This window comes from Klebsiella sp. WP3-W18-ESBL-02, assembly GCF_014168815.1.
Classification (GTDB): Bacteria; Pseudomonadota; Gammaproteobacteria; order Enterobacterales; family Enterobacteriaceae; genus Kluyvera; species Kluyvera ascorbata_B.
The window spans coordinates 3,316,450-3,339,001 of the sequence record NZ_AP021972.1 but is presented as its reverse complement, the minus strand read 5'-3'; the positions used below and the strand labels follow the sequence as shown (position 1 = coordinate 3,339,001).

At 55.7% G+C, this 22,552-nt stretch carries 19 protein-coding genes; 11 read left to right on the top strand and 8 right to left on the bottom strand.

The features are described 5' to 3' along the window. The 5 genes from H7R56_RS15945 to H7R56_RS15925 all read left to right on the top strand — a co-directional run bounded on the left by H7R56_RS15945 (position 1) and on the right by H7R56_RS15925 (position 6,446). On the top strand, positions 1-939 hold the full coding sequence (locus H7R56_RS15945) for an alpha/beta hydrolase (protein WP_106924472.1): 939 nt from the start codon (positions 1-3) through the stop codon (positions 937-939). After that, positions 936-1,874 carry an MBL fold metallo-hydrolase gene (locus H7R56_RS15940; protein WP_106924471.1) on the top strand — a complete coding sequence of 313 codons (939 nt, stop codon included), beginning with the start codon at positions 936-938 and terminating at the stop codon, positions 1,872-1,874. The genes H7R56_RS15945 and H7R56_RS15940 overlap by 4 nt, the downstream gene beginning before the upstream one ends. Beyond that, positions 1,871-3,607, top strand: a complete 1,737-nt coding sequence (locus H7R56_RS15935; RefSeq protein WP_182928304.1) for a CocE/NonD family hydrolase — start codon at positions 1,871-1,873, stop codon at positions 3,605-3,607. The genes H7R56_RS15940 and H7R56_RS15935 overlap by 4 nt, the downstream gene beginning before the upstream one ends. A gap of 410 nt (positions 3,608-4,017) precedes the next feature. Beyond that, the gene (locus tag H7R56_RS15930; RefSeq protein WP_197974890.1) at positions 4,018-5,187 is read left to right on the top strand and encodes an MFS transporter; all 1,170 of its coding nucleotides are present in this window, start codon (positions 4,018-4,020) and stop codon (positions 5,185-5,187) included. A 155-nt stretch (positions 5,188-5,342) separates the two neighbouring features. Beyond that, positions 5,343-6,446: a hypothetical protein gene (locus tag H7R56_RS15925; protein ID WP_106924469.1), complete on the top strand. Its 1,104-nt coding sequence runs from the start codon at positions 5,343-5,345 to the stop codon at positions 6,444-6,446. A gap of 65 nt (positions 6,447-6,511) precedes the next feature. On the opposite strand, the gene hcr is transcribed toward H7R56_RS15925, so the two are convergent. From hcr to aqpZ, 4 genes are all read right to left on the bottom strand, one after another. Beyond that, positions 6,512-7,480, bottom strand: a complete 969-nt coding sequence (hcr, locus tag H7R56_RS15920; RefSeq protein WP_106924468.1) for an NADH oxidoreductase — start codon at positions 7,478-7,480, stop codon at positions 6,512-6,514. Positions 7,481-7,490: 10 nt separating this feature from the next. Continuing rightward, complete coding sequence (gene hcp, locus H7R56_RS15915) at positions 7,491-9,143, bottom strand: hydroxylamine reductase (RefSeq protein WP_106924467.1); 1,653 nt, start codon at positions 9,141-9,143, stop codon at positions 7,491-7,493. Between the two features lie 145 nt (positions 9,144-9,288). Beyond that, the gene (locus H7R56_RS15910; RefSeq protein ID WP_106924466.1) at positions 9,289-10,188 is read right to left on the bottom strand and encodes a LysO family transporter; all 900 of its coding nucleotides are present in this window, start codon (positions 10,186-10,188) and stop codon (positions 9,289-9,291) included. A gap of 190 nt (positions 10,189-10,378) precedes the next feature. After that, positions 10,379-11,071 carry an aquaporin Z gene (gene aqpZ / locus H7R56_RS15905; RefSeq protein ID WP_106924465.1) on the bottom strand — a complete coding sequence of 231 codons (693 nt, stop codon included), beginning with the start codon at positions 11,069-11,071 and terminating at the stop codon, positions 10,379-10,381. A gap of 374 nt (positions 11,072-11,445) precedes the next feature. Between aqpZ and H7R56_RS15900 the strand changes: the two genes are divergently transcribed. Beyond that, positions 11,446-13,104: an ATP-dependent endonuclease gene (locus H7R56_RS15900; RefSeq protein ID WP_106924464.1), complete on the top strand. Its 1,659-nt coding sequence runs from the start codon at positions 11,446-11,448 to the stop codon at positions 13,102-13,104. On the opposite strand, the gene H7R56_RS15895 is transcribed toward H7R56_RS15900, so the two are convergent. Next, complete coding sequence (locus H7R56_RS15895; protein ID WP_106924463.1) at positions 13,101-14,057, bottom strand: VirK/YbjX family protein; 957 nt, start codon at positions 14,055-14,057, stop codon at positions 13,101-13,103. The genes H7R56_RS15900 and H7R56_RS15895 overlap by 4 nt on opposite strands. Before the next feature lie 173 nt (positions 14,058-14,230). After that, a complete protein-coding gene (locus tag H7R56_RS15890) occupies positions 14,231-15,184 on the bottom strand; it encodes a VirK/YbjX family protein (RefSeq protein ID WP_106924462.1) in 954 nt (317 codons plus the stop codon). 162 nt (positions 15,185-15,346) lie between these two features. Between H7R56_RS15890 and macA the strand changes: the two genes are divergently transcribed. Further along, the gene (gene macA / locus H7R56_RS15885) at positions 15,347-16,462 is read left to right on the top strand and encodes a macrolide transporter subunit MacA (protein WP_106924461.1); all 1,116 of its coding nucleotides are present in this window, start codon (positions 15,347-15,349) and stop codon (positions 16,460-16,462) included. Further along, positions 16,459-18,399 carry a macrolide ABC transporter ATP-binding protein/permease MacB gene (macB, locus tag H7R56_RS15880; RefSeq protein WP_106924460.1) on the top strand — a complete coding sequence of 647 codons (1,941 nt, stop codon included), beginning with the start codon at positions 16,459-16,461 and terminating at the stop codon, positions 18,397-18,399. The genes macA and macB overlap by 4 nt, the downstream gene beginning before the upstream one ends. A 77-nt stretch (positions 18,400-18,476) precedes the next feature. Here the strand turns inward: macB and cspD are convergent, their stop codons facing one another. Then, entirely contained in the window at positions 18,477-18,698 is a 222-nt protein-coding gene (cspD, locus tag H7R56_RS15875) for a cold shock-like protein CspD (RefSeq protein WP_064548719.1), read from the bottom strand. A 394-nt stretch (positions 18,699-19,092) separates the two neighbouring features. Between cspD and clpS the strand changes: the two genes are divergently transcribed. The 3 genes from clpS (at position 19,093) to H7R56_RS15860 (ending at position 22,133) form a co-directional block, all read left to right on the top strand. Then, a complete protein-coding gene (gene clpS / locus H7R56_RS15870) occupies positions 19,093-19,413 on the top strand; it encodes an ATP-dependent Clp protease adapter ClpS (protein ID WP_035896358.1) in 321 nt (106 codons plus the stop codon). 29 nt (positions 19,414-19,442) lie between these two features. Next, on the top strand, positions 19,443-21,719 hold the full coding sequence (gene clpA, locus H7R56_RS15865) for an ATP-dependent Clp protease ATP-binding subunit ClpA (RefSeq protein ID WP_106924459.1): 2,277 nt from the start codon (positions 19,443-19,445) through the stop codon (positions 21,717-21,719). Positions 21,720-21,902: 183 nt separating this feature from the next. Next, positions 21,903-22,133 carry a DUF2554 family protein gene (locus tag H7R56_RS15860; RefSeq protein ID WP_182928699.1) on the top strand — a complete coding sequence of 77 codons (231 nt, stop codon included), beginning with the start codon at positions 21,903-21,905 and terminating at the stop codon, positions 22,131-22,133. 110 nt (positions 22,134-22,243) lie between these two features. Here the strand turns inward: H7R56_RS15860 and infA are convergent, their stop codons facing one another. Further along, on the bottom strand, positions 22,244-22,462 hold the full coding sequence (gene infA, locus H7R56_RS15855; protein WP_001040187.1) for a translation initiation factor IF-1: 219 nt from the start codon (positions 22,460-22,462) through the stop codon (positions 22,244-22,246). Positions 22,463-22,552: the final 90 nt, after the last annotated feature.

The window sequence follows — 22,552 nt, the reverse complement described above, 5'->3', positions numbered from 1 at the left end:
ATGACACTGCACACGACAATTGCCGATTTTCTCAGCACCCTCCCGCCGCCACCGCCGGGGCCGTTAAACCCACAGGCGATGCGCGCGGGGGAAGAGCAGCAGGCGGCGCGGCAGGAGAACCGTCTGCCCATGGCGTCGGTTGAGGACCGCACGCTGCCAACACAGGCCGGTGAAGTTAACGTACGTCTCTATACGCCAGACCACCAGGCGACGCACGGCGCAGTGGTTTATTTTCACGGCGGTGCCTTTTTCCTCGGTAGCCTGAATACCCACGATCACGTCGCGCGTGAGCTCGCCCGCGCCACGCAGTGCGTCGTCGTGGCCGTGGACTACCGGCTGGCGCCTGAACATGCTTTCCCTGCCGGTCTGCAAGACTGCTATGCGGTCGTAAAATGGCTGGCGCAATACGGCGCGCAGGCGGGAACGGGAATGGGCTGGGACGGTCAGACACTGGCCGTGGCGGGCGATAGCTCGGGCGGTAACTACGCCGCTGCGGTCGCCGCCATGGCGCTTGATGACGGACTGCAGTGTATTACGCATCAGGTGCTTTACTACCCGTCCGTCGATCTGGATTTCGATAGCACGCGTTATGCATCACGGATAACCAACGCGGTTGGCTATGGTCTGGAAACCGCCATGCTCAAACCGTTTAATGCATTTTACCTCGATAGCGGGGCCGATCCGCAAAACCCGCTGGTCTCGCCAATCAAACGGCAGAATCTGGCCGGGCTGCCTGCGGCCCTGATTGTTACCGCGCAGTACGATCCTTTGCGCGATGAGGGGGAACGGTATGGGCAAAAGCTGGCGCAAGCGGGTGTGGCGGTGAAGGTGCATCGCTATGAAGGGGCTGGACACGGATTTATTCAGCACTTTTCCTGGCTGCCTGAATTTCAGGGCGTTTACGCTGAAACGGCGGCGTTCCTGCGGGGGACGCGATGAGCAAGGCTGTGGACATTCATCCGCTGTACTCCGAGTGGGGGCGCTTTGGCCTGTACAGCTTTTTTATTGATAGCAGCGAACCGGTGATTATCGATACCGGGATCGCCAGTTCGCCTTCGGTCGGGATTGCACCGGGCCTCAGCGCACTCGGGCGGCGGGTGGAAGATATTCGCTGGATCCTGCTGACGCATGGCCATATTGATCACATTGGCGGCGCCTGTGCGCTGTGGGAAATGACCGGCCGAAAAGCGAAGGTCGTGATTCATGAAGCCGATGTGCCGTTCCTGCGTTCGCGGCGGACCCACGTCGAGGAGTATCTGCAGGGACGAGGGCGCTATATCAACGATCCGCAGGGTGAGGCCAAGCTCTCGGCGGCCTGTCTGGCCGCCATTTCCGGTGAAATGGAGCCCGACGTGATCGTTCGCGATGGCGACGAGCTGTCGCTGGGGGCGGATTTGCGCATCAGAGTGCACTCCGTGCCCGGCCATTCGGCGGGCTCGGTGGCTTATGAAGTCATCGGGCAGGGGGATGTTTTTGTCGGTGATGCGGTGCAGATCCACGGGGCGGCTAACGGTTTTCCGGGCTATGTGGATCCGGACGCCTATCGCGTCAGCCTGCGGCATCTGCGCGATACCGTCCAGCCGGAACGTCTGTTCCTCGGGCATCCCTATCGCAGCCAGGGGGAAGCGCCGCTTGGCGTGGTGCTCAATCGACAGCAGGCGGCGGATAAAATCCAGGAAAGTCTCGATATTGAAGCCCGGGTGCGTCATGCCGTCGTCGAAGTCGGGGCGGACGCCGGGGATATTGCCCAGGCCCTATGTTCGCCGTACTGCTGCATCGCCGAAGCGCTGTTATATGAAGGCGACCCGCGGCTTGAACCTTCTCCTTTTTTCACTACGATGCACGGCTATTTTAACCAAGGATATCGCTCATGATTGTTTTGAAAGACTTACGTGTCCCTATGCGTGATGGCGTTCACCTGGCCGCAGACGCTTATCATGCGGAAGGTGATGAACCGCGTCCGGCGTTAATCGCGCTGAGCCCGTATGGCAAAGAGCTGCAGGCCCTGGCGTTGACTATTCCTCCGCAAAAACGTCCCTCCCCGCTGTGGGACGGCTGTATTGAAGCGGGTGATATTACGCGGGTCGTGAAGGAGGGGTATGTCCATGTGATTGGTGATGTGCGCGGCTCCGGGGCGTCTGAAGGTGAACACATCGGTAATTACAACGCGGGCGGCGTACCGCTGGGTCAGGATGCCTACGATTTTATCGAATGGGTTGCCGCGCAGCCGTGGTGTAATGGTTGCGTCGGGATGATCGGTATTTCCTACTTTGGTTCCATGCAGGTGTTTGCCGCCTCTGAGCGGCCGCCAAGTCTGAAAGCCATTTTCGTCAGCGGCGGTCACTTTGATTTTTATGAAACCACCTACCATGGCGGCATTATGTGGCTGATGCCGCGCGCGGCTCGCGAAGGGCGCGGAGGCGATTCCGGCTGGGCCTTTACGCACCGTCATAAGTCGCGGATGCTGGAAACCTATACCCCGGAAGAAATCAAGGCGCGCGTTGCCGCACGGCTTGCGGACCCTGACGTCGCCGCCTGGCCCAATATGGTGCACATTCTTCATTACCCTATTCACCATGAATCCTGGTTCGATATCATCACCAATGAGGTCGACGGCGAATGGTATGAAGAACAGAATCCGATTAACCTGGCAAAAAACATAGATATTCCCGTTTATCTGCAAATCAATCAGGGGCGTGGCTGGACCGTTGACGGCACGATTGCGCTGTTTGACCAGTTACAGTGCCCCAAAAAGCTGGAGATCGGGCCCTACCCGCCGATGCAAACGCGGCCGTGGGTGGATGAGCATGACACCATGTTCCGCTGGTATGACTATTGGCTGAAAGGGATCGATAACGGCATTATGGATGAGCCCGCCGTCAAGGTGCACGTTGAGGGAACCCGCCGCTGGAGTACCGGCGAGCAGTGGCCGGTGAAAGCGGTCGGCTATCAACCGCTTTATCTGCGCACGCGCGGCAAGCTGAGCCCTGAGCCAGAGGCTTACGGCGCCGATATTTCTTACCCGGAAGGTTTTTTCCAGGCGCCGCTCACCATTACCGACAAAGTCGAGAAATTGACGTGGTCCACCGATCCTTTTGACGCGGTGACGTCGGTACATGGCGTGGGGGCTGCGCATCTGTTTGTCGAGATCGACCAGCCTGATACCAACTTAATTCTGCGACTGTGGGATGAAGCGCCATCCGGCAAGCGTCAGCTGGTTTCAACCGGTTTTCTCAAGGCGTCGCACCGCGAGCTGGACGCCCGGACGACGGAAGGCAACCCGCATCATCCGCATACCCGCAGCGTGCCCGTGGAACCGGGAACCATCAACGAATATGTGGTGCGCATTTATCCTTTTGCCAATGATTTTTGTATCGGGCACAAGCTGGTGGTCGAGCTGATGTGCAATGAGCCGATGGTGGATGAGCATAATTCTCTGCTGCCGCCTGACGCCTATCATCTGCCGGTAGGGCAGCCGGTCACGCATATCATTTATCGGGATGCCGCACACCCGTCGCGTTTAGTCTTGCCGTTTGTTGCCCAGCCGAAGGCGAATCACAGACCGCACGATAGCGTCGTTAACGAATATCACTTACTGAGAAAATAATAAAAAAACGATCCGACTTTTATTAACAATAAATAGAGCCCGTCAGGCGTTAATGATTAACGTCAGGTGAATCGTTGTCTTCAAAAAAGGAGTGTGAATGAAAGCCGTCCTCTGAGAGAGATGTAAATTTCATTGTAGTCATATATAAAACGTTATAGCTCAGGGTTAATTGCCGCCAGCGAAGGCTTTTGATGTCTGAGTTATAATGGCTTTCTTTACAAGGAAAGTTAATTTCCTTGGTTTTGCTGTGCGCTATTTTTACGCGCTGCAGGAATATTTATGACGGTGGCCCGAGATATCCATTTATTATCGTTAAATACAACGGTAATAAATGTCGGTATTCATTATGGCTGCCTGATGTATGAGAAAAGAGGTTTATTCTAACGGTCTTAAATAAAGAGGGTTATATCGTGACATCCAGAGTTCATGTCAATAAACGCGGCATTGCCGCCATTATGCTCGCGCACTGCGCCGGGATGGTCGATCTGGTCGCGCTGCCGGTTTGGGTGGGGACGCTGGTCGGGCTGTATGGTTTCGACCCGCAGGCTTCCGGTGGGCTGCCGACGCTATTTTTGCTCGGCGCGTCTTTAGCGAGCATTACGATTGCCCCGCGGCTCAATCAGTTAAACGGCCGGCGGGTGGTGGTGGCCGGTTTTGGCTGCGGTGCGCTGCTGCTGATGGCCAGCGCGCTGACGCGGGATTATAGCCTGCTGGTGGCCCTGCATTTTGTCTGTGGCCTGGCGGTAGGGGCCGCGCTGAGCGTGACGCACGGCACGGTTGGGCACTGTGCTAACCCGCACCGGCTATTCGGACTGGCAGGGTTGGCTATCGGTATTCTGGGGATCGTGTTTCTTGGCGTGGCGCCGGGGATGATTGCCCGGTTCGGCGGGCCAACTTTGTTTCTGATGTTAAGCGGCCTGATGGCGCTGGCCGCGGTGGCATCGCTGCTCTTTTTCCCCGTTGCCTTCGCCATCAGCGAGACGAAAACTGCCGCCGCCACCGCGCCGCTTGGCCGGGAAGTGTGGTTCTGCATCGTCGGGATAGCGCTACTCTGTACCGCACAGGCTATGACGTTATCTTTCTACGAAAGGTTGGGCATTGCCAGAGGCTTCGGCGTTGAGCTGGTTACCCTGGCTTTGGTGGGGTACGGCATCGTTGCCATTTTCCCCTCGCCGATTGCCGCGCTGCTCGAAAAACGGCTCAGCGCCACGGTGGTTATCTGTATTGGTCCGCTATTTCAGGCATTTTTCGCGATGATGGCGACCCACAGCGATAACTATCTGCTGTATGCGCTGAGCGGAGGGGGAATGGCGTTTACGATTCTGTTTACCCATACCTTCGCGTTTGGTCTGCTCGCGCGCCTGGATTTATCCGGCCGCGCCGTGGCGGGAACGCCGGCAATGATGATGGCCGGCGCCGCAGTAGGCCCCTTCCTTGGCGGAACCTTAGTGAAACTCTTTAGCTTTGAGGCCATTGGTATTGCCGCATGTTTTATTGCCGCAGTACAGGTCATTTTATTTAATGCGACACGGCTACGCGTGCGCAGCAAAACAATAGCGCTGCCGGAACCCGTCGAATAAACGCTATTTTATTTTCGATTTATTTTATTCAGGCGTAAACGATAAACACAGACGGTACTTTTTTCTGATATTTCAAAAACCCTACTAATAATATTAATAGATGGCGACGACGTCTTGATAAGACGACGTACGGCATCATAAACGGAAATAAACAGATGAAAACGAAAACAAACACGCTGCTGGCAGTTATTGTTCTGATGATAATAAATAGTAAAGGCGCCTATGCTGAGGGGGCGGGTATGCCGCCACTGAGTCAGGGTGAGGCGATTATCTATAATCTGGCGCAGGCCGGGTTAATGTACGAATTTAACAGCTATGAAGATTATGGCACCGTACAGGCGCGAATTGGCCAGGCGCGGGCGGAAATAGAGGACTCGCGGGCAACGGGGCGAACCTCTGGTTATAAAGATTCCGCCAATGTCGGCGTGTTACCGGTCGATCTGTTTTATTCTCTCCCGGGAGACAGCAGCCATGGATTCCTGAAGCTGGGCGGGTTTGCCAACGTTAACTATCGCGATAAGAACCAGACTCAGGTTTATTCGCGCGCAGGCCGTATTGAGCTTGAGTATCTGAACGCGCCCTCTCAGGACACGTTGCTTGGGATTGGGGTCTTTACGGAGAAGCAGATCATCAACTTTATTCACAACGATGGTCAGACCCGCGACCTCGGGTACGGCGTACGCGGCGATATCGTGCAGAAGTTTAACGCCTGGTGGGGGCTTGCTGCCCGCGCAGAGTACTTTTGGGCCGACGGTGAGACGCATATCCCTCTGGGTGGTGGTATGAAATATGGCTACGATCAGGACTGGAACCGGGTTTACGCCCAGCTTAGCCTCGTGGGGACGTTTACCCGGCAGTCGTTAGGCTTTCTGCCACAAGGGTGGGCATTCCATCCGACGTTAAAAGTGGCCTATCAGGATAACCATTACAATGATGTTGAAGATACGTTCGGCAACACGGTGAACGGTACGGAAGGGCCAAATGACGCTTACGCCATGATAACGGCCAACGCGCGATTTGAGGATACCGACCTTCGCCCGGGAAACATTGCACCCATGCTGGAACTGGGCGTTAACCAGGAGGTTAAAAACGATCTCAATACGGTGGTAAAAGACCCGACCAGTCTGCATACGTCAATCGGGGCATCGGTTAACTTCGGCCATGGCGCCATGATGAACGTGGCCTATTCACGCAATGACGGTCTGAAGGGGGAACGGCGCGATCAGGCGTTAACCCTGCATTTCGGACTGCTGTACTGACGCCAACGGGCATAAAAAAAGCCGCCCGGTATGCGCGGGCGGCTTGTGGGGAAGGGGGCGTAGAATTACGCCAGCACCAGATCGCCCTGCGGATGACAGGAGCAGGCCAGTACATACCCTTCGGCGATTTCCGCGTCGGTCAGCGTCATGGTGCTGCTGACCGTGTAATTACCGGAAACCACTTTGGTTTTACAGCAGCCGCAAACACCCGCACGGCAGGCGGCGACAACCGGGACTTTATTGCTTTCCAGCGCGTCCAGCAGCGTGGTGCCCACCGGCGCATAGAACTGTTGCGCTGGCTGCAGTTTGGTGAACTTCAGGCCGCTGGTGGCGGCTTCGGCAACAGGTGTGAAGAACTGCTCTTTAAAGAAGCGCGTCACGCCCAGCGCTTTCACTTCTTTCTCGACCAGATCCATATACGGCGCCGGGCCGCAGGTCATCACGGTACGCGAAGTCAGATCCGGCACGCTTTGCAGCAGTGCGGTAGTGAGTCGGCCAGAAACAAAGCCGTGGGTGGCGTTGTTTTCAGCGACTAATGTCACCGGATATTCACGCCATTCGTCAGCAAAAATGACATCCTGCGGCGAACGCACGTTAAAGATCACCTGCACATCGGCCTGCGGGCGGTATTTTGCCAACCAGCGACGCATTGACATGATGGGCGTCACGCCGCAGCCGGCGGCCAGCATCAGGAACTTGTCTTCTGTTTTATCTTCACAGGTGAATTCACCCATGGCATCGGACAGCCAGATATAGTCGCCGCGCTTCACGTCGCGGGTCAGCCACTGTGAACCTGCACCTTCGTCAATCCGACGGACGGTCAGCGTAATGTATTCGCTAACGCCCGGCGTTGAAGAAATCGTGTAGGCACGCAGCGTGTCCGCTGAATTACGTACGCTGACCAGTGCATACTGCCCGGCGCGGTACGGATAATAGTCGTGGCACAGCAACGAAATTGTCCATACATCCGGCGTTTCCTGATGGATGTGGTGAACCTGCATCCGCCACGGGCACTGATGAGTTGGCATTGTCATTCTTTACTCCTTACGCGCTCAGCAGCTGCTTCATATCTTCTTCAACGGTGGTCACGGAACGCAGACCGAATTTCTCGTTGAGCACAGCCAGCAGGTCCGGCGTGAAGAAGCCAGGCGCAGTCGGGCCAGTGACGATGTTTTTCACGCCCAGCGACAGCAGAGTCAGCAGAATCACAATTGCTTTCTGTTCGAACCAGGAGAGCACCAGAGACAGCGGCAGGTCGTTCACGCCACAGCCCAGTTTTTCCGCCAGGGTGACCGCCAGGATGATGGCAGAGTAAGCATCGTTACACTGACCGGCATCCACCAGACGCGGCAGACCTTCGATATCGCCGAATTCCAGTTTGTTGAAACGGTATTTACCGCAGGCCAGGGTCAGGATCAGGCAGTCGTCCGGTACGCTGGTGGCGAAATCGGTGAAGTAGTTACGTTCACCGCGCGCGCCGTCGCAGCCGCCGACCAGGAAGATGTGACGCAGTTTTTCGCGGCTGACCAGGTCAATCAGGGTATCCGCAGCGCCCAGCAGGGTCTGGCGACCGAAACCAACGGTGATCAGATGCGGAATTTCGCTGTACGGGAAGCCCGCCATTTGCTGAGCCTGAGCGATGACCGGACCGAAGTTGTCGCCTTCAAGGTGGCTCACACCTGGCCAACCGACGATGCTACGGGTCCAGATACGGTCGTCGTAGGCACCCACGGTCGGGTCGATGATGCAGTTAGAGGTCATCACGATTGGGCCCGGGAAGCGGGCGAATTCAACCTGCTGATTCTGCCAGCCGCTGCCGTAGTTACCGACCAGGTGTTTGAATTTACGCAGCTCCGGATAGCCGTGCGCTGGCAGCATTTCACCGTGGGTATAGACGTTCACGCCAGTCCCTTCGGTTTGCTCCAGCAGGTTGTACAGATCTTTCAGGTCGTGACCGGAGATCAGAATACATTTACCTTCGGTTGCTTTAACGTTGACCTGAGTCGGGGTCGGGTGACCGTATTTGGTGGTTTCACCGGCGTCCAGGATGCTCATCACTTTGAAGTTCATCTGGCCGATTTCCATTGAGCACTCCAGCAGAGCGTTCATATCGGCAGGCCAGGTACCCAGCCACGCCATGATTTTGTGGTACTGCGCATAGATATCGTTGTCGTACTGACCGAGAACGTGGGCGTGCTCCATGTAAGCTGCCGCACCTTTCAGGCCGTACAGGCACAGCAGACGCAGGCCGAGGATGTTCTCGCCGATGGTCGCTTTGTCTTTATTCGGGGTAAATTCCGCAGCCTGCTTTTGCAGAGCGCCCAGGTCGTCGCTGGCGAGCTGCAGCTCTGCCATCGGGTTATCAACGGTGGCGTTAGCATCAACGGCCAGGCACTGCGCTTTCAGCGCTTCACGCATGGCGATGGCTTGACGGGCATAGCCAACAATACGCGGGGAATCAAAGTTAACGTTAGTCAGGGTAGAGAAGAACGCGCGCGGGGCGAAGTTATCGACGTCATGGCTGATAATGCCGTATTCGCGAGCTTTCACCGCCCATGCGGACAGACCTTGCAGGGAGGCAATCAGCAGATCCTGCAGATCGGATGTTTCAGCGGTCTTACCGCACATACCCTGTGCATAAGAGCAGCCGTTCCCTGCCGGAGTACGGATGGTTTGTTCACATTGCACACAAAACATGGTCACACCTTTTAAAGTTATATTTAATATACATGTTTAAGGGTAAGCCTGGTGCTAAGCCTTGAAAAGGCCTTTTTCGTGCAACTTAAAGGGAGGTTGATTTAGCGCAATTTTGGCGGCAGCCGTCGCTACCGCCAAGGAGGTATCAGGCGGTGAAGAAGGCCATCATCAGCGGCACCAGCAGGCTCAGAATAAAGCCGTGGACGATCGCTGGCGGCACCATTTCGACGCCGCCGGAGCGCTGCAGAACGGGCAGCGTAAAGTCCATCGACGTTGCACCGCACAGGCCGAGGGCGGTAGAGCGGCTGCGGCGAACCAGACCGGGAATCAGCATAATCGCCAGCAGCTCGCGTGCCAGGTCGTTAAAGAAGGTCGCACTGCCGATAACCGGCCCGTAGGCGTCGGTCAGCAGAATGCCGGACAGCGAATACCAGCCGAAGCCGGAAGCCATGGCCAGGCCGGTCTTAAGCGGTAGCCCAAGCAGAAACGCGTTAATCACCCCGGCGACCATCGAACTGGCGACGACGACCAGCGCAATCACCATACCGCGGCGGTTGAGAATAATTTGTCGGAGCGTCATGCCGCTATTTCGTAGCTGGATGCCGACAAGGAACAGCAGGAAGATAAGCGTATATTCGCTGGCGTCGGTGGCGTGCTGCAAAAAGGATAATCCGCTCAGCCCAAGGACGAACCCGGCAATAACCACAAAGCACAGCTTTAATGATTCCAGCGCCATCGCGAGACGCGAGGGTAATTTTTCCTGATGGTGTGGGTGACCCCAGGGCAACACTTTTTCCAGCCACATTAGCGCCGCGATATTGCAGCATAAAATAACCACAATGCTAATAGAGGAATAGTGGAAGATGGCTAAGAGATTGGTCGCCAGATTATCCAGAAAGGCCAGGCTGATCCCCATAAAAAACAGAATCAGATACACAATCCAGCTCAGCAGACGGTTGATTAGCTGCAGCGCGCTGCGGTGGGTGAGGGGAATAAGGTAGCCAATAATGAGTGGCACCAGAATGATTAGCAATCCCGATAACATGGCGTGCTCAGTTCCTTGCAGTGTTGAAATAGCGCACAGACACTACCGAAAACCCCATTCTGAGTAAAGCCACGAAAAAAGAAAGACCCGACAGAGTCGGGTCTTTGGAGGCCGGGTAAGGCTATGCCGTTATCCGGCAATGTGCCTGATACTGCGTGATGGCGCTATGCCTATCAGACCGGCAGGCGGCTTATTTCTTTTCCAGCAGGGTGCGATAAATCACACCACCCAGGATACCGCCGATGATTGGCATAACCCAGAACAGCCACAGCTGGTCAAGCGCCCAGCCGCCCTGGAAGATAGCTACCGCGGTGCTACGCGCCGGGTTAACGGAGGTGTTGGTGACCGGGATGCTGATCAGGTGAATCAGGGTCAGTGCCAGGCCGATGGCGATCGGCGCAAAGCCTGCCGGCGCGTTTTTATCGGTTGCGCCGTGAATAACCAGCAGGAAGCCGCAGGTCAGAACAATTTCAATCACGATAGCGGACAGCATAGAGTAGCCGCCAGGGGAGTGTTCGCCGTAGCCGTTGGAAGCAAAACCGCTGGCTGCCGCATCGAAGCTCGCTTTACCGCTGGCAATTAAGTACAGTACGGCTGCCGCAATAATCCCGCCGACAACCTGTGCGACAATATAGCCAATCACCTCTTTCGCCGGGAAACGGCCGCCGGCCCATAGGCCCAGCGTGACCGCCGGGTTAAAATGGCCGCCGGAAATATGGCCCACGGCAAACGCCATGGTCAGAACGGTTAAACCGAACGCCAGCGCAACGCCCACAAAGCCAATCCCTAATTCTGGAAACGCTGCCGCCAGAACGGCGCTACCGCAGCCACCAAATACCAGCCAGAAGGTGCCGAAGCACTCTGCAGCCAATTTTCTAAACATAACCACCTCGAATTAAAAAATATTATCGTCATAAAGGGTGACGACTGAATATATCCCTACCAAAATGGGTGGCAGGCATAGTCCTCATTATTTTAAAAACGAACGTCATCCCTTCACCAGTTAAATAAGTACCTGAACTTTGATACAAAACAATGTGGTGTTATTCCTTAAGCAATTCATTCTTTGATTTTGAGTGTAGTGCATTATTTTCAGAATAATCGGGGAAGGTGATAGGGAGCGCACTTTATTACTTTCAGTGGTTAATAAAACATCAGTCCGTCAGAAAGTGGGGGCCGCGCCGGGTGTCAAGCGCCGCGCATGCCGCTATACTGCCGATAACGAAAGGATGACCGCTATCGTGTTACGGAGGAGTTATGCTTCTTGAGCGCACCGAGATTGCAGGGTTTCGCGGCATTAACCGTTTGTCGTTAATGCTGGAGGAGAATAACGTCTTAATCGGCGAAAACGCGTGGGGTAAATCGAGTTTACTCGACGCGCTGACGCTGCTGCTTTCGCCGCACGATGCGCTGTACCACTTTGTGCATAATGATTTCTGGTTCCCGCCCGGCGACGTCCAGGGCCGTGAACACCATCTGCATATTATTCTCACCTTCCGCGAAAATGAACCTGGCCGCTACCGGGGGCGACGCTATCGCGGGTTATCCGACTGCTGGTCGCTGTGCGATGACGGCTATCGGCGCATTTTTTACCGCCTGGAAGGCGAGCTGGCCGCCGACGGCAGCGTGCTGACGCTACGCAGCTTTATTGATAGCGACGGCCAGGCGCTGGACATTGCGGATATTGACGCCCAGGCCCGCGAGCTGATCCGGCTGATGCCGGTACTGCGCCTGCGCGATGCGCGCTTTATGCGACGCATTCGCAGCGGCACCGTGCCGGATGTTCCCGACGTGGAAATCACCGCTCGTCAGCTCGATTTCCTTTCCCGTGAGCTGGTCACCAGCCCGCAGAATCTCAGCGATGGCCAAATCCGTCAGGGGCTGGCGGCCATGGGGCAACTGCTGGAACACTACTTTTCTGAGCAAGGCTCTGGCCCGGCGATTCAGCGTTTGATGCGCCGCCGCTCGCACGATGAGCAGCGCAGCTGGCGTTATCTGGATCTGATCAATCGGATGATCGACAAACCCGGCGCGCGCAACCACCGGGTGATCCTTTTGGGCATGTTTGCCACGTTGCTGCAGGCCAAGGGAGCGGTCAAGCTCGATAGAGATGCGCGTCCGCTGCTGCTGGTGGAAGACCCGGAAACGCGGCTGCATCCGATTATGCTGTCGGTGGCCTGGAGCCTGCTGAACCTGCTGCCTTTACAGCGGGTGGCGACCACCAATTCCGGCGAGCTGCTGTCGCTGACGCCGATGCAAAACGTCTGCCGGTTGGTGCGCGAGTCGTCCCGCGTGTCTGCATGGCGTCTGGGGCCCGAGGGAATGAATGCCGAAGACAGCCGGCGAATTTCGTTTCATATCCGCTTTAACCGCGCCTCATCGCTCTTTGCACGCTGCTGGCTGCTGGTCGAAGGGGAAACGGAGACTTGGGTTATCAACGAACTGGCGCGCCAGTGTGGTCATCACTTTGATGCGGAGGGGGTGAAGGTCATTGAGTTTGCCCAGTCCGGGCTGAAGCCGTTGGTGAAATTTGCTCGCCGCATGGGCATTGAATGGCACGTGCTGGTCGACGGCGATGAGGCGGGGAAAAAGTATGCTGCAACGGTGCGCGGTCTGCTGAACAACGATCGCGAGGCGGAACATCATCATCTGACTACGCTGCCCGCGCCGGATATGGAACACTTTATGTATCGGCAGGGATTCGCCACCGTCTACCATCGCGTGGCGCAGCTGCCTGACAATGTGCCGATGAATATGCGTCGGGTCATCACCAAGGCGATTCACCGTTCATCAAAGCCGGATCTCGCCATTGAGGTGGCGATGGAAGCCGGGCGGCGCGGTGTGGAGGCGGTGCCGCCGTTGCTGAAGAAAATGTTTTCCCGCGTGGTCTGGCTGGCGCGCGGGAAAGCGGATTAAGGCTGAACGGTTTGTGCAACCTGCTGCTGGAGCGCGTCCAGCAGCTCGTAGCGGCGTCGATACTCGGCGCGTTTCTTACTGGCTATCTCTTCCATGGTTTTACGCGGCAGCGCCAGCGGTAAAACGTAATCCCCTTCGCCATCGGTCGCCGCGCCCAGCGACTCCCAGAAGCTGTTGTAATCCGCATGCAGTTTACCGCGTTTCTTACGGCGGTAGCGCAGGCTGCGATAGATATGCGTTTCGTTACTGACCGCACGTACGTGCTCGACCGACAGCAGCGTGCCCAGCGTTAACATGGCATCCACCACCAGCCGTTTCGGGAACAGGCCGTGACAGGCTTTGGTCGCACTCTGGATAAGCTGATGCGGAACATCGGCCTTCGCACCCTGCAGGCCGCCGACGAAGAACGTATTCACGCCGTTGTACTGGCACAGGGTAAACGTCAGCTCCGCCAGTATGGTCTGGTTCTGGTCGTGGAAGGTCAGCGTAGCTTCGCCTTCTTTGTCGAGCATTGCGTCGGCGCACAGGCGAATGCTGTACTGCTGTTCATCTTTGCCGGTGAGCGTTGCCAGCAGCGCACCGTGCGTTGACAGATAGTCGCTGGCGACGTTTTCCGGCAGCGTATCCAGCATCTGCCGATAGTGCCAGCAAAGGGCATTGATGGTTTGCTGATGACTCATGTGCGTGCACAGCCAGGGGCGGTGCAGACGGCACGGGAGGCCGGGCTGTACGCGAAGGATCTCCATCAGATGCGGCTGTTTTGCCAGGCTCCCCAGCAGTTTGCCGGTCATGCGCGGCGTGCTCAGCGATCGCAGCAGGAATTTACGTCGGTACGCCGGGTTTTTCCACGCGCGGCCCGGCGTTAATGCGCCGGTCGATAGCAGCCGAAAAAGCTGCCAGCTGGATTCTGGTTGCGGAAGAGTGGAGTGTGGAATTGCGGCAATGCTCGACATAAGAAAAATCTCATTTGGAGGTTTTGCCCATTTAATCAGCGGGATCTTCAATGAAATTTCAACAAATGCAAAGATTGTGAAGCTTATGCTTTGTTTATGAATTGTTTAGGTTTGGTCGTGTTCATTTTTGTTCATTTCCCGCGCGCTATGTTATCAGCGCGCGGGAAGGGACATTAAGGCTGGCTAAAAAGCCCCGACATCTGGCTCTGAATGGCATCCAGAAGCTCATAGCGACGGCGGTACTCTGCGCGTTTTTTACTTGCGATTTCAGCAATATCTTTACGCGCGATGGCAACAGGAATATGGAAGTACCCTTCTTTATCGCATTCGCCGCCCACGGCCTCCCAGAAGGTGTCATAATCTGAAAGGATCTTTTTGTTCTTATCCTGGTAACGTTCGCCGCGGAAAATGTGCACCTCGTTACTGACGGCCAGAATTTGCTCCACGTGCAGGCGCTCGGCAAAGCGGCAAACGGCTTCCATGACCAGGCGTTTTGGGAACAAGCCGTGGCAGGACTTGGTGGCATTCTGAATCGCTTCGTGCGGCAGATTGCGCTTACCGCCCTGCAGGCCGCCAATAAACAGCGTGCGCTGGTTGTGGTAATTCAGCAGGGTGAAGGTCATTTCGGCCAACACGTCGCCGTCAGCGTTGCGGATAAGAATGGTGCTATCACCCTCTTTATCCAGATTAATCTGCATAGTCAGCTCAAGGGTAAAGATGTCACCATTTTTACCTTCAATTTGCGCCAGCGGCAGGGCCTGTGTATTCAGGTAGGTGGCAAACTCTTCTGAGGACATGGCCTCGGACAGCAGGGTATAGTGATAGCGCAGCGCGTCCAGCACCTGATGGCGGCTAAAATTAACCGCCAGATACGGGCGATGCAGGCGCACCGGCAGACGCGGCTGGCGCGTAAGCAGGGTGCTCAGATGAGACCAATGGGACAGCTCATTCATCCATTCACGACTCAGGCGCGGCATCAGTAAAGAACGCAGCATAAACTTCCGCCGGAAGCTGCGCTGGTGCCAGAATTCACCTGGGCGCCATTGGCCGCTGAACAGGCTGAAAAAGAGGCCGAGGGCGGTAGGTTGGCGGGACGTCTCGAATGAATTATCGCTGAGCTGTGACATGGTTAACTATCCAGAATTACATATGAATGATGATTTTAACATCACTCAATTGAATCAATTAGCAATACGCCAGTTTTAGCCAGGACTTTTCATCAGCCGTTTAACCATTGTTGAAGTTGGTCTGCACATTTTGTCGAAATATTTCTGGAATTCAGGATTTTTATGAACATTAAGGGAAAATTCAAAAAGCGGTATGGGATAGCGATCGTCGTTGCGGCAGTGGCGCTGATTGCCGTCTGGAAAATGCTGAACGCGCCGTTGCCCAATTACCAAACGCTGATTGTGCGTAAAGGCGCGCTGGAGCAGAGCGTGCTCGCCACCGGTAAGCTTGATGCGCTGCGCAAAGTTGACGTTGGCGCGCAGGTGAGCGGGCAGTTAAAAACGCTGTCAGTCAATATCGGCGATAAAGTGGTGAAAGATCAGCTTCTGGGGGTTATCGATCCTGAACAGGCGGAAAACCAGATTCGAGAAGTCGACGCTACGCTGATGGAACTGCGCGCGCAGCGCAGGCAGGCGGAAGCCGAGTGGAAGCTGGCGAGCGTGACCTACGCTCGCCAGCAGCAACTGGCAAAAACGCAGGCCGTTTCACGCCAGGATCTGGATACAGCCGCAACCAATATGGCCGTTAAACAGGCGCAAATTGGCACCATTGATGCCCAGATTAAACGTAACCAGGCCTCGCTTGATACGGCGAAAACTAACCTCGACTACACCCGCATCGTGGCACCGATGCGCGGTGAAGTGACGCAAATTACCACCTTACAGGGGCAAACGGTGATTGCCGCGCAGCAGGCACCGAACATTCTGACGCTGGCGGATCTCAGCACCATGCTGGTGAAAGCGCAGGTTTCTGAGGCTGATGTGATCCACCTTAAGCCGGGGCAGAAGGCCTGGTTTACGGTGCTTGGCGATCCGCTGACGCGCTATGAAGGGACGTTGAAAGACATCCTGCCAACGCCGGAAAAAGTGAACGATGCCATCTTCTACTATGCGCGTTTTGAAGTGCCGAACCCGAACGGCGTACTGCGCCTGGAAATGACCGCGCAGGTGCATATTCAACTGGGCGGCGTGAACGACGTGCTGACCATTCCGCTGTCGGCGCTGGGCGATAACGTGGGCGACAATCGCTACAACGTCCGCCTGCTGCGCAACGGTGAAGTCAAAACCCGTGAAGTGGTGATCGGCGCGCGTAATGATACCGATGTGGAGATTGCCAAAGGGCTGGAAGCGGGCGATGAAGTGATTATCGGTGAGGGTAAAGCCGGGGCGGCAAAATGACCGCACTGCTTGAACTGACCGATATTCGGCGCAGCTACCCCTCCGGTGACGGCAGCGTGGAAGTGCTGAAAGGCATTTCGCTACAGATTAACGCCGGGGAAATGGTGGCGATCGTCGGGGCCTCCGGCTCGGGCAAATCAACGCTGATGAACATTCTGGGCTGCCTGGATAAACCCACCGGCGGCACCTACCGCGTGGCGGGGACCGACGTGGCGACGCTTGACGGCGACGCGCTGGCGGCGCTGCGGCGTGAGCACTTTGGTTTTATCTTCCAGCGCTACCATCTGCTGTCGCACCTGACGGCGGCGCAGAACGTGGAGGTTCCGGCGGTGTATGCCGGGCAGGATCGTAAGGCGCGGCTTGAGCGGGCAAAGCAGTTGTTGCAGCGTTTGGGGTTGGCGGATCGCGTGGACTACGTGCCGTCGCAGCTTTCCGGCGGCCAGCAGCAGCGGGTGAGTATTGCCCGTGCGTTGATGAACGGCGGTCAGGTGATCCTGGCCGATGAACCCACCGGCGCGCTGGACAGCCGTTCGGGTGAAGAGGTCATGGCGATTCTGCATCAGCTTAAAGAGCAGGGGCACACCATTATTATCGTGACCCACGATCCGCAGGTCGCCGCGCAGGCGGAACGGGTGATTGAGATTCGCGACGGTGAAATAATTCACAATCCACCGGCGCGGCCGACGTCGGTTACGGCACCTGCGCCACCGCGGCAGGACGCTTCCGGCTGGCGGCAGTTCAACAACAGCTTTCGCGAAGCGCTGTCGATGGCCTGGCTGGCGATGGTCGCCAACAAAATGCGGACGCTGCTGACCATGCTGGGGATCATTATCGGCATTGCATCGGTGGTCTCGATTGTGGTGGTGGGCGACGCGGCGAAACAGATGGTGCTGGCAGATATTCGCTCCATCGGGACCAATACGATTGACGTCTATCCAGGCAAAGATTTCGGCGATGATGACCCGCAGTATCAGCAGTCGCTCAAATATGACGACCTGCTGGCGATTGAAAAGCAGTCCTGGGTCAGTTCGGTAACGCCGTCGGTATCAAAAAACCTGCGCATTCGCGCGGGCAATATCGACGTAGCCGCCAGCGTGCAGGGCATCGGGCAGCACTACTTTAACGTTTACGGCATGACCTTCAGCGAAGGGAATACCTTTAATGATGTGCAGGCGGCCGAGCGCTCGCAGGTGGTGGTGCTGGACAGCAATACGCGCCGCCAGCTGTTCCCTGACAAAGCCCGCGTGGTCGGAGAAGTGATTCTGGTAGGTAACACGCCCGCGACGGTGATTGGCGTGGCGGATGAGAAGCAGTCGATGTTTGGCAGCAGCAAAATTTTGCGCGTCTGGATGCCCTATTCAACGATGGCCGGGCGGGTGATGGGCCAGGCGTGGCTCAATTCGATTACCGTCAGAGTCAAAGAGGGCTACGACAGCGGAATAGCTGAAGAGCAGCTGACCCGACTCCTGACGCTGCGCCACGGAAAAAAAGATTTCTTCGTCTGGAACATGGACAGCGTCTTGAAAACGGCGGAACGCACCACACATACATTACAGCTGTTCTTAACGCTGGTCGCGGTGATCTCGTTGGTGGTCGGCGGTATCGGCGTGATGAATATTATGCTGGTGTCGGTGACGGAACGGACGCGTGAAATTGGTATTCGGATGGCGGTAGGTGCGCGGGCGAGTAACGTGCTGCAGCAGTTTTTAATCGAAGCCGTTCTGGTTTGTCTGGTCGGCGGTGCGCTGGGGGTGACCCTCTCACTGATGATTGCACTGCTGCTTCAGCTGGTGCTGCCGGGCTGGGAGATAGGCTTCTCGCCGCTGGCGCTGCTGACGGCATTTATCTGCTCTACCTTAACCGGCGTACTCTTTGGCTGGCTGCCGGCACGTAACGCCGCGCGGCTCGATCCGGTGGATGCGCTGGCGCGGGAATAAGGGCGAAAATAAATGAAAAAATGCCAGTCAGAAGGACTGGCATTTTGACAGCGGGATGTACACAATGGGGCAGTAAACTAGGCGGCTGTTTCTGCTTCCACGGGGATAATCACGCTGGCATGATTACCTTTCGGCCCCTCGTGGACATCAAACTGGACGGCTTGCCCGGCTTTTAACGTTCTGTACCCATCCATCTGGATGGTGGAGTAATGGGCGAAGATGTCCTCGCCACCGCCTTCCGGGCAAATGAAACCGAACCCTTTGGCATTGTTGAACCACTTAACAGTACCCATTTCCATACTTCGACATCCTTCGTAACACTATTATACGTTTATAAGTAGATGGAATGAACCGGTGGTGGAGTCAGGAGTTGTTCAAAACCTCACCAACTCTCGCCAGTACAATTTAGATATTTCGTACAGTGCGTCAAGCGTTTGAGGAGGAGTGAAGGGGGAAAATGCGCCAAAATTTGAAGCAGTTAACGCTATTGACGGGAATGTGACAGAGTTCGCGAATGACAGCTATAGGTGATAGTTATCTATGATCTACAGTAAATTGAGAAGCTGTATACACATGAACGATGGGTAACGTGATAAACGAGGGATGTGTCATTAATTCCGGTGATAAAACGGGCCCTGAAGTGTACGCAGCCTCGTCAGCAGCAAGTGATGACACCGACGATGATGACTGACAATGAGTAAGACCAGAGACTGGCTGGACTTCGACCAGCTTTCGGCAGACAAACTTCAGGATGGGCTTAAACCCCCGTCAATGTATAAAGTGATATTGGTCAATGATGATTACACTCCGATGGAGTTTGTTATTGACGTGTTACAAAAATTCTTTTCTTATGATGTTGAACGCGCAACACAGCTGATGCTAACGGTTCACTATCAGGGTAAAGCCATTTGTGGTGTTTTCACGGCAGAAGTCGCCGAAACCAAAGTGGCCATGGTGAACCAGTACGCGAGGGAGAACGAGCATCCGCTGCTGTGTACGCTGGAACAAGCCTGATACAGGCATGAAAATTGGGGGAGGTGCCTATGCTCAATCAAGAACTGGAACTCAGTTTAAATATGGCTTTCGCCAGAGCGCGCGAGCACCGTCACGAGTTTATGACCGTCGAGCATCTGTTGCTGGCTCTGCTGAGCAACCCATCGGCCCGCGAAGCGCTGGAAGCGTGTTCGGTCGACCTGGTGGCGCTGCGTCAAGAACTCGAAGCCTTCATTGAACAAACCACGCCGGTGCTGCCGGTCAGTGAGGAAGAGCGCGAAACGCAACCCACGCTCAGCTTCCAGCGTGTTCTGCAGCGCGCGGTTTTCCACGTCCAGTCTTCCGGGCGCAGCGAAGTGACCGGCGCCAACGTACTTGTGGCGATTTTCAGCGAGCAGGAATCGCAGGCCGCCTATCTGCTGCGTAAGCATGAAGTCAGCCGCCTCGACGTGGTGAACTTCATTTCTCACGGTACGCGCAAAGACGAGCCGAGCCAGTCTTCCGACGCCGGAAATCAGCAGCCTAACGAAGAGCAAGCAGGCGGGGAGGAACGTATGGAAAACTTCACCACCAACCTTAATCAGCTTGCTCGCGTCGGGGGGATTGACCCGCTGATTGGTCGCGACAAAGAGCTGGAGCGCACCATTCAGGTACTGTGCCGCCGTCGTAAAAACAACCCGCTGCTGGTGGGGGAATCTGGCGTCGGTAAAACGGCCATTGCTGAAGGGCTGGCATGGCGTATCGTGCGCGGTGACGTGCCGGAAATTATGGCCGACTGCACAATTTATGCGCTGGATATTGGCTCGCTGCTGGCGGGGACTAAGTATCGCGGTGATTTCGAAAAACGCTTTAAAGCGCTGCTCAAGCAGCTCGAGCAGGATACCAACAGTATTCTGTTCATTGACGAGATCCACACCATTATCGGTGCGGGTGCGGCGTCCGGCGGCCAGGTCGATGCCGCCAACTTGATCAAACCGCTGCTGTCGAGCGGTAAGATTCGCGTGATGGGCTCAACCACCTATCAGGAATTCAGCAATATCTTTGAGAAGGACAGGGCGCTGGCGCGTCGTTTCCAGAAAATTGATATTACCGAGCCGTCGGTGGAAGAGACCGTGCAGATCCTCAACGGTCTGAAGCCGAAGTACGAAGCGCACCACGACGTTCGCTACACCGCGAAAGCGGTACGGGCAGCGGTGGAGCTGGCGGTAAAATACATCAACGATCGTCATCTGCCGGATAAGGCCATTGACGTCATTGATGAGGCTGGCGCGCGCGCCCGTCTGATGCCGGTGAGCAAGCGTAAGAAAACGATCAACGTGGCGGATATCGAATCCGTGGTGGCACGCATTGCGCGTATCCCGGAGAAAAGCGTCTCCCAGAGCGATCGCGATACGCTGAAAACGCTTGGCAACCGTCTGAAAATGCTGGTATTCGGCCAGGATAAAGCCATCGACGCGCTGACCGAAGCTATTAAGATGAGCCGCGCGGGTCTTGGCCACGAGCATCGCCCGGTGGGCTCCTTCCTGTTTGCGGGCCCGACCGGGGTGGGTAAAACGGAAGTGACTGTCCAACTGGCGAAAGCGATGGGCATTGAGCTGCTGCGTTTCGATATGTCCGAATATATGGAACGCCATACGGTGAGTCGCCTGATTGGCGCGCCTCCGGGATACGTAGGCTTCGATCAGGGCGGTCTGCTGACCGATGCGGTCATCAAGCATCCGCACGCGGTGCTGCTGCTGGACGAAATCGAGAAAGCGCATCCGGACGTCTTTAACCTGCTGCTGCAGGTGATGGACAACGGTACGCTGACCGATAACAACGGGCGTAAGGCTGATTTCCGCAACGTCGTGCTGGTAATGACCACCAACGCTGGCGTGCGTGAAACCGAGCGTAAATCGATCGGGCTTATCCAACAGGACAACAGCACCGACGCGATGGAAGAGATCAAAAAGATCTTTACGCCGGAGTTCCGTAACCGTCTGGACAACATTATCTGGTTCGATCACTTGTCTACCGATGTGATCCATCAGGTGGTGGATAAGTTCATCGTCGAGCTGCAGGTACAGCTGGATCAGAAAGGCGTGTCGCTGGAAGTGAGCCAGGAGGCCCGCAACTGGCTGGCCGATAAAGGCTACGACCGCGCGATGGGTGCGCGCCCGATGGCGCGTGTGATTCAGGATAACCTGAAGAAACCGCTGGCTAACGAGCTGCTGTTCGGTTCGCTGGTGGACGGCGGGCAGGTCACCGTGGCGCTCGATAAAGAGAAAAACGAGCTGACCTACGGTTTCCACAGCGCGCAGAAACATAAGCCGGAAGCGGCGCACTGACGATCTAATTAGTCATGAAATAAAAACCGAGCGCTTAGCCGCTCGGTTTTTTTATGCGGTTTCTCTCGGCATTATCTCTGTATTTATCACTGACAATCCGTTTGCGCTAATTTTAACTGCCGAATAATAACCCGACGTAGCGACTGGCATGATGGCGGAAGAATATAACCAAACGGTGGCATGATGTTGATGAAAGCGTTGTCGGTGATTTTACTCACCTGTGCGTTATTTTCAGGACAACTGATGGCGGGTCATAAAGGTCATCAGTATCTGTGGGTAAAAAATGCCGATCACCAGCTACGCCATGAAGCTGATAGCGATGAACTACGTGCAGTGGCGGAAGAGTCGGCGGAAGGCTTGCGTGAACACCATCACTGGCAAAAATCGCGCAAACCCGAAGCGGCGTTACGCTAGTCACGCTATACCGTTTTAATACATAAAAAAATGCCCCGCATAAGCAGGGCATCAGTTTTCGGCAAATAGCGCTCGGCGAATAGGGCGCCAACGCTCATTATCTGCGGCGATTAGCGACTACGGAAGACAATGCGGCCTTTGCTCAGGTCGTACGGGGTCAGCTCGACAGTCACTTTGTCGCCCGTCAGGATGCGGATATAGTTTTTGCGCATTTTACCGGAGATATGTGCAGTAACCACGTGCCCGTTTTCCAGTTCTACGCGGAACATGGTATTAGGTAACGTTTCAAGAACGGTACCCTGCATTTCAATATTGTCTTCTTTGGCCATCTAATCCTCTGGGGTATCACTACCGTAATTTGAACCGGCAAGATAATGCCGAAGTTCATCATGTAAGTAAAGAATTGTGCGTATTAATCG

Bases quoted from the DNA above. Each gene is read 5' to 3' on its own strand.
- H7R56_RS15945 (WP_106924472.1), top strand. From the start codon at position 1: ATGACACTGCACACGACAATTGCCGATTTTCTCAGCACCCTCCCGCCG.
- H7R56_RS15940 (WP_106924471.1), top strand. From the start codon at position 936: ATGAGCAAGGCTGTGGACATTCATCCGCTGTACTCCGAGTGGGGGCGC.
- H7R56_RS15935 (WP_182928304.1), top strand. From the start codon at position 1,871: ATGATTGTTTTGAAAGACTTACGTGTCCCTATGCGTGATGGCGTTCAC.
- H7R56_RS15925 (WP_106924469.1), top strand. From the start codon at position 5,343: ATGAAAACGAAAACAAACACGCTGCTGGCAGTTATTGTTCTGATGATA.
- hcr (WP_106924468.1), bottom strand. From the start codon at position 7,480: ATGACAATGCCAACTCATCAGTGCCCGTGGCGGATGCAGGTTCACCAC.
- hcp (WP_106924467.1), bottom strand. From the start codon at position 9,143: ATGTTTTGTGTGCAATGTGAACAAACCATCCGTACTCCGGCAGGGAAC.
- H7R56_RS15910 (WP_106924466.1), bottom strand. From the start codon at position 10,188: ATGTTATCGGGATTGCTAATCATTCTGGTGCCACTCATTATTGGCTAC.
- aqpZ (WP_106924465.1), bottom strand. From the start codon at position 11,071: ATGTTTAGAAAATTGGCTGCAGAGTGCTTCGGCACCTTCTGGCTGGTA.
- H7R56_RS15900 (WP_106924464.1), top strand. From the start codon at position 11,446: ATGCTTCTTGAGCGCACCGAGATTGCAGGGTTTCGCGGCATTAACCGT.
- H7R56_RS15895 (WP_106924463.1), bottom strand. From the start codon at position 14,057: ATGTCGAGCATTGCCGCAATTCCACACTCCACTCTTCCGCAACCAGAA.
- H7R56_RS15890 (WP_106924462.1), bottom strand. From the start codon at position 15,184: ATGTCACAGCTCAGCGATAATTCATTCGAGACGTCCCGCCAACCTACC.
- macA (WP_106924461.1), top strand. From the start codon at position 15,347: ATGAACATTAAGGGAAAATTCAAAAAGCGGTATGGGATAGCGATCGTC.
- macB (WP_106924460.1), top strand. From the start codon at position 16,459: ATGACCGCACTGCTTGAACTGACCGATATTCGGCGCAGCTACCCCTCC.
- cspD (WP_064548719.1), bottom strand. From the start codon at position 18,698: ATGGAAATGGGTACTGTTAAGTGGTTCAACAATGCCAAAGGGTTCGGT.
- clpS (WP_035896358.1), top strand. From the start codon at position 19,093: ATGAGTAAGACCAGAGACTGGCTGGACTTCGACCAGCTTTCGGCAGAC.
- clpA (WP_106924459.1), top strand. From the start codon at position 19,443: ATGCTCAATCAAGAACTGGAACTCAGTTTAAATATGGCTTTCGCCAGA.
- H7R56_RS15860 (WP_182928699.1), top strand. From the start codon at position 21,903: ATGTTGATGAAAGCGTTGTCGGTGATTTTACTCACCTGTGCGTTATTT.
- infA (WP_001040187.1), bottom strand. From the start codon at position 22,462: ATGGCCAAAGAAGACAATATTGAAATGCAGGGTACCGTTCTTGAAACG.